We start from the raw sequence: 15,465 nt of genomic DNA, 5'->3' as shown, positions 1-15,465 counted from the left end.
TCCGTGCAGAACATGAAAAAGATAGCGATCCACCTGGATCGCCTGGAAAAGCGGGGGTAACCCCCTCCTTTTCCCCATTTCACCTCTGCCTGAACGTAAAAAGAAACCCACAGTCATAAAAATGACCTGGGTTTCTCGACAATCTGGGGACAACCTTTAGAGGTTGTCCTGAGGTTGTCCTATTTCTTTCCGGACGACAGATCCATCGCTGCCTTCCCAAGTACTGCTGTACCTTTCCACTTCCATAGAAAAGACTGAACTTGCAGTGCCCTCCTGAACTTGGCGAGTGACGGGCAACGCTGTTCCTGGCGCATGGCCAGTCCCCAATGAACGGTTCGCGACAGCCAGCGGCTGACTTCCGGATTCTTGGTCCTAACCGCAGGAATTTGTTCATCGAACAAGCGCAGCTTCACATCGGCAGGTGCTTCACCACAGAAGCAATAATGTAATAACGCAGCCAGACTGAATATATCAGACATCTCATTATGAGGTGACAATTCAGAGTAAAGCTCCAAGGGAGAGTAGCATGCTGATGTAAAGATTGTCTGCTTCTCCCCTTCCTTAAGCGGAAGCCGGACTGCAGACCCAAAATCAATAAGCTTCGGAGTGCCATCTTCCATAATCATAATATTGGAGGGCTTAATATCCCGGTGAATAATGCCTTGAGTATGTATGTATTCCAGCGTCTCCACCAACGGTAGTAAGGTATGATTGATGAATAACGCGCGGTCAACCGCTCCACGTGCACTCAGCCACTTATCCAGAGATGTTCCCTGGCAGTATTCCATAATAATATATCCTGTCCCGTTAGCTTCCAGATGAGCAAGATACTTCAGAAGATGAGGATGCTTCAATTCAGAAAGAAGCTCCGCCTCTTGCATAAACGAATGCAGAAGCTCATCATATTTGTCCAGACTATTCCCCAATCGAATTTCAACCGTACGCTTATCAGCTTTTCGCCGGGCCAGCACCGCCGGATAAAACTCCTTAATTGCGACTGGTTTTCCCGTCTCCTTTTCCCTTCCCAAATAGACGATTCCAAGCTCACTGCGTGATATTACTTTTTTGATCTGATAGACGCCATTCAGCAATGTGTTACGCGGCAAGGCAGAAGCATTTGATTTTCCGTCCACAGCCAGCCCTCTCTTTTGTTAGAATTCTATTAGACTGCATGCAAATCGAGTGAATATGAATATTGCATTATTCGTATATGATGTTTATCGACCGCTGTTGCTCAATTTTTTAATCAGTCACCAAAAAAATATAAAAATGTTGTCAAAAATCTCTACCGGACAAGTCACATATATATTTATACCTTTTTATATGCCATTCTTGCAATCTTTTTCTCCTTTGTTAATATCATCCTTTATTAAGATTCATACACAACACATCACCCGGGCAAGTATGGTTATATACAAATTCGCCATTGTAACATCCAATGTCTGGAAATATACTTAAGTGGTATCGTGCTGAAAGCTATTACCATGCAGAGCGGCACGAATAAGCGAGTTCCTGTGAAAGCGCTTAGATAGATTAGGTATCCTTGCATGGTGCTAATAATTTCAAGGAGGCATATATGTATGCTGTTTACGCCAGGCATTACCGACTGTTCACCGGCAGAGGTAGGTTATGATACTTCGAGAATCGGGGTTTTGCACAACCACTTCCAGAACCTGATTGATCAAAATAAAATCCAGGCCGCAGCTTACTGCGTCTCAAGGTATGGAAAGACATTTATGCACGGTGCTATGGGACCGCTTTCGTTCCGGGAAGACAGGGCCGAGCCGCTTTTACCGACAACTGTTCATAATATCGCATCCATTACTAAAGCCGTTACCTCAGTAGCAATGGCCAAGCTTGTGGAGGACGGTATTCTCCGGTTTGACCTTCCTGTCAGCACGTTCCTGGAGCAGTTTAACGTGGACCCTTTTAACAAAATCGATATTTACAGCCTTCTGACCCATACCTCGGGCCTGTTTCCCGACTGTGCGGGCAGCTTAGTTCCCTATCATAAATCTTATTGGCAATTAATCGGTGAATATTTCGAAAAATATAACCCTGAGAATGGGGATCCGGACTGGATCACAGCCGCGCTGAGCTGCGGGGTCAATAAAAAAGTCGGCGAGGAATGGCAGTACTGCTCATTTGGCTTCTGCCTGCTCGGAGAAATCATCAAGAAAGTGACTGGCGTAACCGCGGAACAGTACATAGAAGAGCAAATCCTGAAGCCTCTTGGCATGAAGGATACTGTTTGGGAACTGACGCCGGAGCTAGCCAGACGCGCCATTATAAGAAACGAGAGACGTGAGAAGCGGCTGAACGATCTAATTAACGGTAATCTGCCTGAAGTCTCTCCAGAGGAAAAGCTGTGGGATACAGTCTCCAGCACCGGCGGAGGCCTTGCCTCTACGCCAGCCGACCTCATCCGGTTCGCCAACATGCTCCTAGGTATGGGAACACTGGGCGATACCCGTATCGTCGGCCGCAAAGCGGTTGAGAAGATCACGACCCGCACCCTGTACGGGGTTCCCGATTATTGCTGGGATAACGATGTCAAAGACCGGAGCTATGGCATTGGACTGGATATGAGGAGAGGCCCCGCCTTCCTCTACTCTCCAACCAGCTATTTTCATGAAGGCGCTGGAGCCTGCTGCATGGCCATCGACCCTACAGAGCAGCTTGCCGCTGTATGGTTTGTGCCTTTTACCGGTGATAATTGGTACGCAGAGGGCCTATTTAATGTAACTAATATCATTTGGTCTGGACTCACCTGATGAATAGCCTGCAACGCAAATGGCTTATTTGCCGGACGGTGGCGGAGGTAACTTACAAGGAATGGAGTGCCTACCGCACTCACTCCATGGTGTCCATTATCGTCGGTCCTGTATATTTTATGGTGCAATATTATATCTGGACGGCGGTATATGGAGATCATGCTTCGCTCGGCGGTATCGGACTCCCCCAAATGATCCGCTATTTCGGCGCTACTGCGCTTATCGGTTACCTGGTCATGGATTTTGCCGATTGGAACTTATCCATGCTTGTGCGCACCGGTAAGTTTCTTACCTTTCATTTGCGCCCGATTCATCACCGTTCTTTCGCTTTGTTTCAGAAGATCGGGCATCGGTCTCTCGGTTTCCTGTTTGAATTTTTACCCTGCCTCTTGATCTTCATTTTTATTTTTGGAGTTGATATGCGGCCGGCAAGCTTTCCATGGATGCTTCTGTCGGTGCTGCTTGCCTTTCTAATGATTTTTTATGTGAACTACATGATCGGCCTGACTTCATTTTGGCTTGTCCAGTCAGCTGGAATACGAAGCGCTTTTATGCTGGTGTCGGGTATTTTTTCGGGTGCGCTTATTCCGCTTGATTTTTTTCCGCACTGGCTTCAGGTGATCCAGTTCTTCCTGCCGTTCCAGTACATGGCCTACCTGCCTGCAATGGTTTTTACCGGCCATTACTCCCTTGGAGGCGTTGAGCTTTCCATTGAGCAAGCCGTGGGCATACAGGCGGCGGCCTTGTTCGTTACGTTCGGATTAAACGAGCTTGTTCGCCGTCTGGCCATGAAGCAGTTTACTGCTGTCGGCGCGTGAATGCCCCCATGAAAGGACAGTTTTTTACATGAAACGGTATCTGGATATTTACAGGCAGTGCATGTACTCTGCTTTGCAGTCGGCTGTGGCCTATCGTATGAATTTCATTATCAGCAGTCTGATCACCCTGGCCGGCAACATTCTGTTTCCGCTGGTGACCCTGCTTATTTACCGGGCGGGCACCAGCTTTCCCGGTTGGAGCTTGTTCGAGGTGTTGTTGATCCAGTCTGTATTCACCATGTCCAGCGGCCTTTCTAGCCTTATTTTCGGCGGCGTTCTCTGGACCACAATGTCGCATGTCCGTGAGGGAAGCTTCGAGGTTATTCTTATGAAACCGCTGAATCCGCTGTTTTTTATTGTTGCCACAACATTTTCTACCGAAAGTGTTGGCCTGTTTCTGGGCGGGGTTTCGCTATTCATATTCTCCGCTATGCATGTCGGCACCATTCCGGTCCTATTCTGGCTCCAATTTGCCGGGATGTTTATCGCAGGGACGGCGGTCCTGGCAGGACTATCTCTAATGATGGCCGCTATGTCCTTCAAATGGGTGGGCAACTCGAGAATTTCCGAACTTGCTGACAGTGTGCTGCACATTGGAAAATATCCGCTGCCCATATTTCCGAAGGCTGTACAAGCTTTGGCCACGATGATAATTCCTGTGGGAATGGTAGGCTTCTTCCCTGCTTCCGCTCTCCTAGGACGGGTGCATGCCAGCGATTTCGCTGCTGTTCTGCCCTGCTTTTTATTTCTGGCGGCAGGAGTATGGATTTACCGGCATATGATCAGATTGTACGAGGGGGTAGGCGGATGATGCCGGTTATTGATGTGAAGCATTTGACTAAAACGTATAAAACCTATAAGCGGGGCGCAGGTATGGGTCAGACCTTTAAGAGCTTCTTCCAGCGTGAAGAGGTCGTGGTCAACGCCGTCAACGATATCAGCTTTGCCATTGGGCAGGGGGAAATCTGCGGTATTCTGGGTCCCAATGGGGCGGGGAAATCAACGGCGATCAAAATGCTCTGCGGTGCGCTGTTTCCCACAAGCGGTGAAATTCAAGTTCTTGGTTATTCGCCTGCCCGGGACAGGAAGCGCTATGTCGGCAAAATCGGAGCCGTATTCGGTCAGAAATCCCAATTGATCTGGGACATTCCGCCTATCGACAGCTTCAACATGAACAAGGCAATCTACGGAATCGCCAATCAGGACTTTAAACGCCGTCTGGAAGAGCTGACGGGGATGCTGGATATTGCACATGTGATTGAAAAGCCCACACGAGTGCTGTCCCTTGGCGAACGAATGAAATGCGAATTCGTCATGGCTATGCTGCACCGGCCGGAGGTTTTGTTTCTGGATGAGCCGACCATCGGGCTTGATGTGATCGCCAAGGTCAAAATCCGCGAATTCATTCACCAGATGAACAAGAAGCATAATATGACGTGTATTCTGACCACCCATGATCTTGAGGATGTGGAGGAGCTTGCCCACCGGGTCATTGTCATTAACCACGGGGAAAAGGTTTTTGATGAATCGCTTCAGCAGCTGAAGCTTTTTCTGGGGGATAAGAAACGGGTCAGTTTTACTTTTGCAGAGTCTGTGCACAAAACCATCTTCGACAATGCCTACACCAAGGTGGTCGAGCGCCCGTCAGACTTTCAAATTACGCTTGAAGTGGATACGGCACTTATTTCAATCAGCGATTTTATTGAAGAAATCTCCAGGAAGCACCGCTTCTCCGACATTTCGGTCAAGGAACTGCCGATCCAGCAGGTGGTCATGAATATTTATGAGAATGCGGGTGGGGTGCCCGGCTAGCGGTTTGACTCCTGCTGGATCATATTACTGTAAGGTATGGTGAAGGAGTCGTGTGAATTACTACGGACCTAGGAGCCTTTATTTCCACCATAAACACTGTTTTGTCTACCTTCCGGACTCAGATGCAGCTAATTGCTGACCTTCCGCGTGAAACATGCCTGATGGAGGGGAATAAGTGCAGCACGGTCCGTTAGCATTGCTAAATGTGTCAATTAGAGAAAATAAAGGCTGTGGGGTCCGAAGTTCAGGAGAAGGAATTCAGGGACTCGATAACCTATCGCAGAAGCTGGTGTTTGGGGCTTAGGGTTGGATCAGGCGGGCGCGAAATAGTACCAACCCATTGCTTTTTCTTCCTCGCACATCACTTAATCTGGCCTTCTTTTAGCAAATACTGTACAGCACTTTGGAGTTCTGCCTGCACCTTCTTGTATTCTATGGCTTGCCAGGTTCTAAGCAGGGGCACAAAACGGGCATTGCCTGTCCCTTTGATCTTCTCAATCAGTAGAAGGATCATTCCGCGATTGCGATCCTTAAGCGTTTCTACATAAGAATAGTCATGCCCGTCCAGCAATGAGCCAAGCTTGAGCAGTAACTCCTCAGCATATGTTTCACGTTATATAGCCCACCCTTTTTCCGAAAAAACTATCAACGGCAATCTGTCGCTATATTCGATTTCCAGATACCCTTTGCGGATCATCCAGTCGATTCGATGCATAATATCCTCCAGCTTCAATTCATGATAAAAGTCATAGACGGGAGATAGCTGAAGCTCATGCTTTAGCACACTCTTGTCTTTAGAGCCTTTCAGAATTTTGGCGAGCAGGTTCCTCCCTCCAGTCATAATTAGTTCATCAGCAGCACGAAGGATGGCTTTGATCTCTTGGTCTGCCAGAGTGCGAATATCTCCAGAATCCAACTGAACTTTGACTTTCGGGCTTTTTTTGCCCATCACGTCTCCTCCTACCCATTGGGATGTACATGTACTTTTATACATTACCAAATCTCTAAATCCGTTGTAAATAATAAAGGGGAAAATCCGCTCTCCCAAGATTCCCCATATTCTGCTATGCTAATATAATTACAAAGAACAAAGAAGCAGGAGGCGCAAGTAGAACAATGGATGCATTTCAATATGAGCTTACTTCAGAGACTGCTATAAATCTGAAATATGAATATGGAGGTGAATACTTCACGTTCAGCCTGTACCGGGATGACAGGGGATGGGTTCTTCACCCTTTTGATGGTATGCTGCTGGGGAATCAGGCGATGTGCACTCTTGTCGTACAAGAGTTGTTCAAGCACAAGCCTTTTCAGGTAATGCTGGCGAAAGAAAGTATTCTTTTTTCCGATATACGTTCCACCGTTAACCTCGAGAATGTTAACACTCCGATTGCTGCACGCAATGAGCGGGAGTCACACGATAGCCCGGCCGATGACATGATGGATTTTGTTGAGCAGCACACGGTTGAAGAGGTCATTGATTACGAGTGTGGGCTTATCGGAAGCCGCATTTCGTTTTATAAGGAAATCCTGCAGCGTATGTTCATGGACAATCTGGGTCCTTCGGATCCGGAGTTCCAAAAGGTGCAGGATATTGTACGTATTTACGAACATTCCTTGGAGAAGCTATCCAGTCTGAACGGCCCGAATCTCGACGCCGGAAGACGTGGCAGATTCTAACCTGCTCAGGTATTGATCCAGCGCTACTAATCTTTTGAAAGGCTGATTCTAATGACATTTGATCTGATTAAGGGACAAAAATGTAATTTAACGAAAGACGAGCCTTTACTTACCCGTATTATAGTAGGAATGGGCTGGCATAATACCAGATCTGAGGTTGAGGTTGATTTTTCTGCTTTTTTGCTTACGCCGGCCCAGACAGTCTCTAAAGATGACGATCTTATTTTTTATGGCAACCCTTCTGCTGCGAATCAATCCGTAGCTGTATTACTGTCCGATAAAAGAGCCTACGCGGGGTTAACCGATAACACCCAAATCGCTGTTGAGCTTCGGCAAATTCCTACGGACTACGAACGGATTGCATTTGCGCTAACGATTTATGAGGGTGAAAAGCGGCAGCAAAACTTCTCGCTACTGGACGATGCGTATTTACGGATTATCAACGCCGCTGATGGAACAGAACTTATCCGCTACAGGCTAGGTAAAGCTTTTTCTGTAGAGACCGCCATTGTCGCCGGAGAAATCTATAGATACAATAATGAATGGAAGTTCAGCGCTGTGGGTTCCGGATATGCAGGAGGCTTAGCTGCCTTATGCGAAAGTTATGGAATAAAGGTTAATAACATAGTGCCGTCAGTTCTACCCTCTAGCCCAGTAATTCAATCGCAGCAGTCACCCATTCCTCTCCCAGAGCTGCGGTCACGGCCTAAGGCCCCTCCTCTAGATCTCAATACCATCTTGCTTAAGAAACGCGGGGAGATGATCAATCTCCAGAAAGGGACGGAATCCCTGGGCGAGGTACTGATTAATCTCAACTGGTATCAAAAAAAATCATCGGGCTGGTTCGGCAGTAAAGGCATCGATCTTGACCTTGGTTGTCTGTTTGAATTAAAAAATGGCATTAAAGGCTCTGTCCAAGCACTCGGAGAATCCTTCGGAAGCTTGAACAGACCGCCTTATATCTCCCTAGACGGGGATGACCGCACCGGATCCATTGTCACGGGCGAGAATCTGCGGATTAATGGCCATTATCTTTCCGAAATCAGCAGAATTGTTATCTTTGCTTTCATCTATGAGGGAATTACGAACTGGTCGGAGGCTGACGCTGTTGTAACCATCAAGCAGCAGAGCGGACCAGAGATCGAGGTCCGGCTGGATGAGCATAACAACAATAAGGGGATGTGTGCCATCGCCATGATTCGTAATCACAATGATGAGACATTCAGCGTGGAGAGACTCGTAGAATATTTCGCCGGGCACCAGGAATTGGATCAGTATTATAACTGGAATCTAAGATGGGAAGCCGGTAGCAAATAGCGGCATTCGGAATCGTTGGAGGGAAAGTTATATATACGTCATTCCTTCCGATTATCCGTTTATCGGAAGGAATGAACCTTAACGGAAGACTATGATTGAAGTATGCCCTTCAATGAAGATCAACTCCTCTTTCTCTTAAAAGCTATACAGCCCCTTATCTTCCGCTTTCCGTATCCAAACCTGCATGTATCCTGATTCCCTGTTGTCCCAGGCATAATAAGGGATGAATTGACAAGGTCTACCTTCCCCATCCTTGCCTTTCAGAACAGTAACGCCGCCGAGCAGTTCCGGTTGATGCTCCACCAGTAACGTCTCATGGGCAGAAAATGAATACCCATCATAGGAAAGCCGGGAATTATCCAACTGCTCCAGGCAATACACGATAGGACCTCGCTGAATGGCAACCCGGCCTTGATTGTCCAGCACCTCCGGCCTCGCCTGAATGATTTCTACAGGCATATCCAGTTCAAGTTCAATCGTATCGTTCTGTGACCAAGCTCGATGAATAGCGATATAACCCTGCTCAGTCAACGCCTCAACTCCCGGCAAGGATTTACCTCCAACCTTAACCTTATAACCCCTGCACCAGCCAGGTATCCGCAAATAAATGCTGAAACAATCACTTTTATCCGCTTCCACCGTAAGCTCAATTTTACCGTTCCAAGGATATTGAGTGGTTTGCTTGAGCTTAACGCCCAGCCCACTCTCCATTACGATCTCTGCTTCACCATTCATATATTGATTGACTGCAATGCCCTGACCGGTCTGAGCATATGAATATTGACCAATAGACGGGAGGAACCGTGCCAAATTCGTCGGACAGCACGAGGTGTCAAACCAAGGCACCCGGTGGTGATCGCCCTTCGAAGCCAGTGGATTAACATAGAAAAACTTGTCTCCGGTCAACGATATTCCTGCCAAAGCGCCATTGTACATTTCCCGCTCCACCACATCCGCATATTTGGCATCTCCAAACAACAGATTCATGCGATGATTCCAGAAAACCATGGCGATAGCGGCACAGGTCTCACAATAAGCGGATTCATTCGGCAAATCATAATCATGTGTAAATCCTTCATTATGGCCGGATGGACCAATCCCCCCAGTCACATACATATTGCGCTCTACCGTATGTGACCATACTCTATGCAGGGCATCAACAAAATCAGGTTCCCCCGACACGTGAACCACGTCCGCCATAGCGGTATATAAATACATCGCCCGGACAGCATGACCAGTCACCCGCTGGATGTCTCTGACCGGAACATCGTCTTGGCAATACGCAGGGCCCCACTCCTTAGTGTCCCATATTTCTCCAACTCCATATCCATGTCCACGTTCCTCAAGCAACCACAAGGAGAGCTTCCAATATCGTTGTTCCCGGGTAACACGGTAGAGCTTTACAAGAGCAAGCTCAATTTCCTCATGGCCTTCCACCCAATGGCGTTTGCCTGGACCAAACAGACTGTCATAATGATCCGCCAATTTACAAGCGACATCAAGAAGCTTAGGCTTGCCGGTTGCCTCAAAATAAGCAACCGCTGCCTCGATTAAATGCCCTCCATTGTACATCTCATGCTTCTCCATATCCGTCCATTTGGACTCGGGTGCTTCAAGCGTATAATAAGTGCTCAAATAACCGTCCGGTTCCTGGGCGGAGGCTATAAGGTCAATAATCCGGTCCGCTTGCGCTTCCAGCTCCGTATCCGGCTCCGACATAAGCGAATAGGCAATACCTTCGATGACCTTATAGACATCGGAATCATTGAAATAAATGCCTTCAAAAGTCCCTTCTATTAAGCCTCCCGCTTTGGCGAAATTCGATATACGCCCTGTCTCCTCACATTTCGTGAGGCAGGCAGGCAGCGTAACCTTTTTCAACACCTCCAGACGCGGACGCCAGAAAACATCCTCAATGGTTACATTCGTGAACGGCACACCCTGCCAATTACTTAGATGTGTTTTAATTTTTGTCATTATGAGGTATCCTCACTTTCCTGTCATTACCCCTTCAGACCTGATAATGTAATCCCCTCAAGGAAATATCGTTGTCCGATTAGAAATACGATTACACAAGGCAAGACAACTGCTGCTGAAGCCGCCATAAGCAAATCCCACTGCGCAGTGTACGAACCTTGAAACATTTGCAGCCCAAGCGCCAAGGTAAAGAGATGATCACTTTTTAAATAAATCAGGGGGCCCATGAAATCATTCCAGGAAGCCAGGAAGCTGAACAGTGCAACTACGATAACCGCCGAACGGCTTAACGGAAGTATAATTCTCGTGTATATTTGTAAATAGGTAGCTCCATCCACGAATGCCGCTTCATCAAAGTCCCGTGGGATCGTCAAGTAAAACTGGCGCAATAAAAAAATGTTGAAAATTCCCCCACCGAAATAAGCAGGCACGATTAATGGATAATACGTATCGTAGAAACCAAACATTTTCCAGCCAAGAAAGCTTGGAATGATTGTTACGGCAGCAGGCAGCATCATACTGGACATAAGAATAGCGAATACTGTATCCCTGCCCTTCCACACGATCCGTGAAAATCCGAAGGCTGCTATGCTGCTCGTTAAGACTGTACCTACAAGAACACTAGCTACAATAATAATCGTGTTGGTGAAAAAAGTATCGAACGGCAGCACAGTAAGGGCTTTATGGAAATTATCCCAATGAAACGGCCTCGGAATCCATTCCGGCGGCATCGTAAAGATTTGCGATAAATCCATGAGCGAGCTGCGGATTAACCAGACGAACGGTACGATAAACAAAAGGGAGATGAATATAAGCGCTGCATAACCAGATCCAAGGGAAAGCTTTGACTGTCTCAAGTACGCTCCCCTCCTTCGTAATACACCCATGACTTCGAGGTTTTAAATACAATAACCGTAAAGAACATGATGACGATGAACAGGATCCACGCCAGAGCAGATGCATACCCCATTTCGGTATCTCTAAAGCCTGTACGCCAGAGGTAAAATACATAGAACAAGCTTTTGTTATTCGGTCCACCTTCAGTTAAAATATAAGCTTCGTTAAATACCTGGAAGGATCCGATGATGGTCATGATGGTATTAAAAAATATCGTCGGTGTAACCATTGGAATCGTAATATGGCGCAGCTTGCTATACCAGCCTCCACCATCCACATCAATCGCTTCGTAGTACTGCTTGGAAATACCTGATAGGCCTGCCAGAAAAATAATCACCGTACTTCCAATTCCCCATAATGTGGTTAGTACAACAGACGGGATAACACTATTCTCCGCATATAACCAGTTGCTGGTTGGTAAATGAAGCCAGCTGAGCACGGAATTGATCAGTCCCAGGTCGGGATTCAGCAGCCACATCCAGATCATCGCCGATGCCACGGCTGGCACAATGCTGGGAAGATAGATAATCGTCCTAAATATGGCTCTGCCCCGAACGTTCATGTTCAGCAGCAAGGCAATACAAAAAGAAAGAATAATAACGGCTGGCACCCGAAGAATAACGAAATAGAAAGTAACCCCTAACGATTTGAAGAACAGCTCATCTTCACCTGAGAACATTCTCGAATAATTCTGAAAACCAATAAAGGAAGTTTGCTCCTTAAATACGTTATAATCCGTCAAGCTAAGCACCAGACTTGCAATCATGGGACCCAGTGTAAAAATAATAAACCCGAGTATAGCCGGAGACGTAAATAATAGTCCGTAAAACAGTCCCTTTCGCATAGCTGCCTCCAATCTTCTATAATCCGAACGCCGTCTCTTCGATTATTGTGCGATATCCCGGCGTCCTTGAACTTGTTCTTGTGCTTTGGCTGCTATGGAGTCCATTGCTTCTTGCGCGGTCTGTTGACCAAGCCATACTTTATCCAAGGCCGGATTCACGATATCCATTATTTTATTGAAATTTTTCACATAACCCGTTGGTGTCTGATGACTTTTCGTCAATAGCACATCTATAATAGCTTCTTTATAAGCCGAAGGTCTTGCATCCAGGTTCTCCGTCCATTTAGCCAACAATGCCGGGTCCGTATACCAATCCTTGTAGGATGGCATCCATGTGCCTGCAGTGATCATATCAATAGAAGACTCTGGATCAAGCAACGCCTTTAACAACTCCCAAGCCTCCTGCGGATGTTTGGTTGACTTAAAGATAGAGAACATTCCCGCAACAACGGTAGTTACTGGCTCTTTCAAGACTGGCAGTACCCCTACATTAAAGTTAAACTTCGATTGCGCCAAGGCTGCGCTTGCCCATTGCCCGTCTATAGCCATCGCTACCTTTTTGGTTTGAAGCGCTACATTCGTCGCCGGTATATTTTTGGCTTGCACGGGTGATGGCGAAACATGGTGTACATTCATTAAATCAGATACCTTCTGCAACGCCTCGACAGCTTCCGGCTGGTTAAGCGCAAACGTCTTCCCATCCTCCGAGATAAAATCTCCGCCGTTGGAGTATATAAAGTTGCTGTAGGCTCCCCACCAAGTGGAAGCATTAACACCATATTGCTTTATATTTTTAGAATCAAAATCAGCATCCTTTGCCGTTCTGCCTTTCGTATCCACAGTCAGTTGTTTAGCAACATCTACAAATTCATCCCATGTCCATGCTTCCGAGGCTTTAGCAGGCGGAGGTGAAATCCCCGCTTCCTTAAAGATATCTTCGTTATAAAAAAGACCAAAGGATTCGGGGCCTGGTCCTATACCAATCACATTACCAGGCTCAAGAGAATACATAATATTGGGCACCAGTTTGTCTACGTTGATATCCGGGTCTGAATCCAGAAATTCCTGAAGGTTATAGAATTTCCCTTGTTCAGCTAATGGAAAAGCAATGGTACCCGATTCCATCATGGCAACATCGGGTACATCATTCCCCGCTACCATTGTTGTCAGCTTCGTATCATAATCTGTTGCAATATGCTGAAGATCAACTTTGACATTTGGAAACTTCGCTTCAAACTTCTTAATCGCTACCTTGTAAGCAGCTACTTCATCGGGTGAACCCCATTCTGACAGGCGAAGGGTAATGGGATCTTGTGATTCTGCATCGCCGGATGCTGAGGGTGCCGCGTTACTATTGCTGCCGGTATCGGATTTCGAGCATGCAGATAAAATGGTAACCAGCATCAACAACAGAGCCGTGAGCACAAATTGCGATTTCTTTTGTCGTGCCATTTCTCAAACCCCTTTCAATTTCAATCCCGCTTGGTTCATAGCTGCAGTCTATGATGCTTATATTATAAGGTCCGTAATAGCGCTTACATAACCCGAACCTTTTTAGATTGGTGGATTATTATTAGGTATTCAGGGGTAAGGTGATCACTATCATGGTTCCTTTTCCCGGCAAGGAATTAATGGCAACACCATAGCTGTCGCCATAAGTCATTTGAATACGTGCAATGGTATTCTTAATGCCTATCGAAGTGGATTCCTTATATAAAATCTCATGGATCGTGGCATTACTCATGCCTCTACCATTATCTTCAATAACATAAGTACGTTTTCCGCTGTCGATCCAGCCACGGATACTGATCACCCCCCCTGCTTCTGTCTGATCAAAGCCATGCATGATAGCGTTTTCAACAAAGGGTTGAAATAGAAGTCTGGGCATTTTGTACTCGTAAAGCTCCGGTTCAATCGCATAATGTACTGTGAACTTGTCCTCAAAACGAACGGACATAATATAGAAGTAGTTGTTCATCCACTTGATTTCCTCTGACAAATGAACAGCACTCCAGTCTTTCCGTGAAGTATAATGCAGCATATTGGATAAACTGACCAGCATTTTGCTTAATTCCTTCTGATTGTTTTCAATAGCCGTCCAGTTCATTACGTTGAGCGTATTATACAGAAAGTGAGGATTCATTTGCATACTCAGCGCTAGAATCTCGGCTTCCTGTTCTTTTAATTTAATCTCGTAATTTTCTATAACCAATAGCCGAATCCGGTCGTTCATCTTATTAAAGCGCTGAAGAAGTATGCCAAACTCATCATTTGTTTCAACATCAACTTGCTTTTGAAAATCCCCTCCACCTACGGATCTCATGGCAGCAAGCAGCTTCTTAATGGGCTTGGTAATCCTGCCTGCAATAAAAAAAGCACAAATGAGCGCCACAAGTCCCATAATAGCGGCAAGGAGGACAATAGATGTCTGGATGCTTTGCAACAAACTGCCAACCAGTGAGGACTCCGGCATCCATACAATGGATATCCAGCCTGTCACCTCCGAACGGTCGAAGCAGACGATTACAGCTTGGCCCTTCAGTGTCATTCTTCGTGCACCGCTGCTTTCCAGCTCCAGTTCCTCTACCCATGAGTCTGAGAAGGTTTGTGTGATTTTCCCTGGTTTACTGCCCGCAACGATTTTTTGATCCTCATCCAGCACCAGGAAGTCCGAGCCTTCGGGGATACTTTCGTCATATAGAGATTTCAAAGCTTCCGCTTTAAAGCTAATTGCTAAAACGGGCCGTTCCACCTGAACATCCATCTTCTCGAGTGTCGTATTGCTCAGCAGAGAGAAATCAAGCAGTCTGGTCGCAGAAAATAAATGGCGGAAATCCAGATTGCCGGACTCTAAGTAGGGCTGATTAAACATATCAACAAAATTATATGTAGGGTACCATACCAATTTCCCACCTGCCTGCTGTGCCTTGTGGTATATATCCGATTGAGTAGGATCTCCTTGCGGCAGCAACTGGCCGAAAGTAAAATAGGAAGTCCATAACTGATAAGCATACACATCCTCATTGTTGGAAAAATATTTACTTAGTATGGCAGTTACCTGACGGTCTGCTTCAAACAGCTCTACTTCGTTCTGGGGATCCATTTGGTTAAAAATTCTGAATAAATCCTTATCTATGAACATTGCCTGGCTGTTCTGATCAATGATCTGCAGCTTAATGTCCATAATCTCATTATTTTTCCTGACAATCTCATACACATTTTTCTGGGCTTGTTCCGTCACGACCTGCAGGCTGGTCCGATAGAAAAGGGACCCCAAAATAAGGAGTGGAATTCCGATCAGAAAGATATAGCTGACAAACAACCGGGCTCGAAAGGTCATCTTCAT

The 15,465-nt window shown here is 46.4% G+C and carries 14 protein-coding genes; 6 read left to right on the top strand and 8 right to left on the bottom strand.

All coding sequences use genetic code 11. The annotated features are described in order from the left end of the window. Nucleotides 1-179 precede the first annotated feature (179 nt). Nucleotides 180-1,133 carry a serine/threonine protein kinase gene (locus AC3WT9_RS32390; RefSeq protein ID WP_341378047.1) on the bottom strand — a complete coding sequence of 318 codons (954 nt, stop codon included), beginning with the start codon at nucleotides 1,131-1,133 and terminating at the stop codon, nucleotides 180-182. A 447-nt stretch (nucleotides 1,134-1,580) separates the two neighbouring features. Here AC3WT9_RS32390 and AC3WT9_RS32385 point away from each other — a divergent pair, with 447 nt between their 5' ends. The 4 genes from AC3WT9_RS32385 to AC3WT9_RS32370 are packed head-to-tail and all read left to right on the top strand — an operon-like array spanning nucleotide 1,581 to nucleotide 5,404. Next, nucleotides 1,581-2,774: a serine hydrolase domain-containing protein gene (locus AC3WT9_RS32385; RefSeq protein ID WP_341378046.1), complete on the top strand. Its 1,194-nt coding sequence runs from the start codon at nucleotides 1,581-1,583 to the stop codon at nucleotides 2,772-2,774. Then, nucleotides 2,774-3,592, top strand: coding sequence for an ABC transporter permease (locus AC3WT9_RS32380; RefSeq protein WP_341091512.1), 819 nt, complete (start codon nucleotides 2,774-2,776; stop codon nucleotides 3,590-3,592). The genes AC3WT9_RS32385 and AC3WT9_RS32380 overlap by 1 nt, the downstream gene beginning before the upstream one ends. A 28-nt stretch (nucleotides 3,593-3,620) precedes the next feature. Then, on the top strand, nucleotides 3,621-4,403 hold the full coding sequence (locus AC3WT9_RS32375; RefSeq protein ID WP_341091511.1) for an ABC transporter permease: 783 nt from the start codon (nucleotides 3,621-3,623) through the stop codon (nucleotides 4,401-4,403). Beyond that, on the top strand, nucleotides 4,400-5,404 hold the full coding sequence (locus tag AC3WT9_RS32370; RefSeq protein ID WP_341091510.1) for an ABC transporter ATP-binding protein: 1,005 nt from the start codon (nucleotides 4,400-4,402) through the stop codon (nucleotides 5,402-5,404). Before AC3WT9_RS32375 ends, AC3WT9_RS32370 begins: the two co-directional genes overlap by 4 nt. A 361-nt stretch (nucleotides 5,405-5,765) precedes the next feature. Here AC3WT9_RS32370 and AC3WT9_RS32365 read toward each other — a convergent pair whose 3' ends face one another. Both AC3WT9_RS32365 and AC3WT9_RS32360 read right to left on the bottom strand, forming a co-directional pair. Beyond that, on the bottom strand, nucleotides 5,766-5,918 hold the full coding sequence (locus tag AC3WT9_RS32365; protein WP_438496000.1) for a hypothetical protein: 153 nt from the start codon (nucleotides 5,916-5,918) through the stop codon (nucleotides 5,766-5,768). 99 nt (nucleotides 5,919-6,017) lie between these two features. After that, nucleotides 6,018-6,353, bottom strand: coding sequence for an RQC-minor-1 family DNA-binding protein (locus AC3WT9_RS32360; RefSeq protein WP_341378044.1), 336 nt, complete (start codon nucleotides 6,351-6,353; stop codon nucleotides 6,018-6,020). 167 nt (nucleotides 6,354-6,520) lie between these two features. Here AC3WT9_RS32360 and AC3WT9_RS32355 point away from each other — a divergent pair, with 167 nt between their 5' ends. Next, a complete protein-coding gene (locus AC3WT9_RS32355; RefSeq protein ID WP_341378043.1) occupies nucleotides 6,521-7,084 on the top strand; it encodes a hypothetical protein in 564 nt (187 codons plus the stop codon). Between the two features lie 51 nt (nucleotides 7,085-7,135). Next, a complete protein-coding gene (locus tag AC3WT9_RS32350; protein WP_341378041.1) occupies nucleotides 7,136-8,401 on the top strand; it encodes a TerD family protein in 1,266 nt (421 codons plus the stop codon). A 135-nt stretch (nucleotides 8,402-8,536) separates the two neighbouring features. Here AC3WT9_RS32350 and AC3WT9_RS32345 read toward each other — a convergent pair whose 3' ends face one another. From AC3WT9_RS32345 to AC3WT9_RS32325, 5 genes are all read right to left on the bottom strand, one after another. Next, nucleotides 8,537-10,378 carry a glycoside hydrolase family 127 protein gene (locus AC3WT9_RS32345; protein ID WP_341378040.1) on the bottom strand — a complete coding sequence of 614 codons (1,842 nt, stop codon included), beginning with the start codon at nucleotides 10,376-10,378 and terminating at the stop codon, nucleotides 8,537-8,539. A 26-nt stretch (nucleotides 10,379-10,404) separates the two neighbouring features. Then, entirely contained in the window at nucleotides 10,405-11,235 is an 831-nt protein-coding gene (locus tag AC3WT9_RS32340; RefSeq protein ID WP_341091503.1) for a carbohydrate ABC transporter permease, read from the bottom strand. After that, the gene (locus AC3WT9_RS32335) at nucleotides 11,232-12,119 is read right to left on the bottom strand and encodes a carbohydrate ABC transporter permease (RefSeq protein ID WP_341091501.1); all 888 of its coding nucleotides are present in this window, start codon (nucleotides 12,117-12,119) and stop codon (nucleotides 11,232-11,234) included. The genes AC3WT9_RS32340 and AC3WT9_RS32335 overlap by 4 nt, the downstream gene beginning before the upstream one ends. Before the next feature lie 42 nt (nucleotides 12,120-12,161). Next, a complete protein-coding gene (locus AC3WT9_RS32330; RefSeq protein WP_341378038.1) occupies nucleotides 12,162-13,571 on the bottom strand; it encodes an ABC transporter substrate-binding protein in 1,410 nt (469 codons plus the stop codon). 121 nt (nucleotides 13,572-13,692) lie between these two features. Beyond that, nucleotides 13,693-15,465, bottom strand: coding sequence for a cache domain-containing sensor histidine kinase (locus AC3WT9_RS32325; protein ID WP_341378037.1), 1,773 nt, complete (start codon nucleotides 15,463-15,465; stop codon nucleotides 13,693-13,695).

The organism is Paenibacillus sp. EB106-06-01-XG199, from assembly GCF_058791575.1.
Note: the sequence above shows the minus strand (reverse complement) of the source record. Positions and strands in the feature narration are given on the sequence as shown.

Coding starts and splice junctions, on each gene's coding strand:
- AC3WT9_RS32385 (WP_341378046.1), top strand. CDS start 1,581: ATGCTGTTTACGCCAGGCATTACCGACTGTTCACCGGCAGAGGTAGGT.
- AC3WT9_RS32365 (WP_438496000.1), bottom strand. CDS start 5,918: ATGATCCTTCTACTGATTGAGAAGATCAAAGGGACAGGCAATGCCCGT.
- AC3WT9_RS32345 (WP_341378040.1), bottom strand. CDS start 10,378: ATGACAAAAATTAAAACACATCTAAGTAATTGGCAGGGTGTGCCGTTC.
- AC3WT9_RS32330 (WP_341378038.1), bottom strand. CDS start 13,571: ATGGCACGACAAAAGAAATCGCAATTTGTGCTCACGGCTCTGTTGTTG.
- AC3WT9_RS32335 (WP_341091501.1), bottom strand. CDS start 12,119: ATGCGAAAGGGACTGTTTTACGGACTATTATTTACGTCTCCGGCTATA.
- AC3WT9_RS32375 (WP_341091511.1), top strand. CDS start 3,621: ATGAAACGGTATCTGGATATTTACAGGCAGTGCATGTACTCTGCTTTG.
- AC3WT9_RS32360 (WP_341378044.1), bottom strand. CDS start 6,353: ATGGGCAAAAAAAGCCCGAAAGTCAAAGTTCAGTTGGATTCTGGAGAT.
- AC3WT9_RS32370 (WP_341091510.1), top strand. CDS start 4,400: ATGATGCCGGTTATTGATGTGAAGCATTTGACTAAAACGTATAAAACC.
- AC3WT9_RS32350 (WP_341378041.1), top strand. CDS start 7,136: ATGACATTTGATCTGATTAAGGGACAAAAATGTAATTTAACGAAAGAC.
- AC3WT9_RS32380 (WP_341091512.1), top strand. CDS start 2,774: ATGAATAGCCTGCAACGCAAATGGCTTATTTGCCGGACGGTGGCGGAG.
- AC3WT9_RS32355 (WP_341378043.1), top strand. CDS start 6,521: ATGGATGCATTTCAATATGAGCTTACTTCAGAGACTGCTATAAATCTG.
- AC3WT9_RS32325 (WP_341378037.1), bottom strand. CDS start 15,465: ATGAAGATGACCTTTCGAGCCCGGTTGTTTGTCAGCTATATCTTTCTG.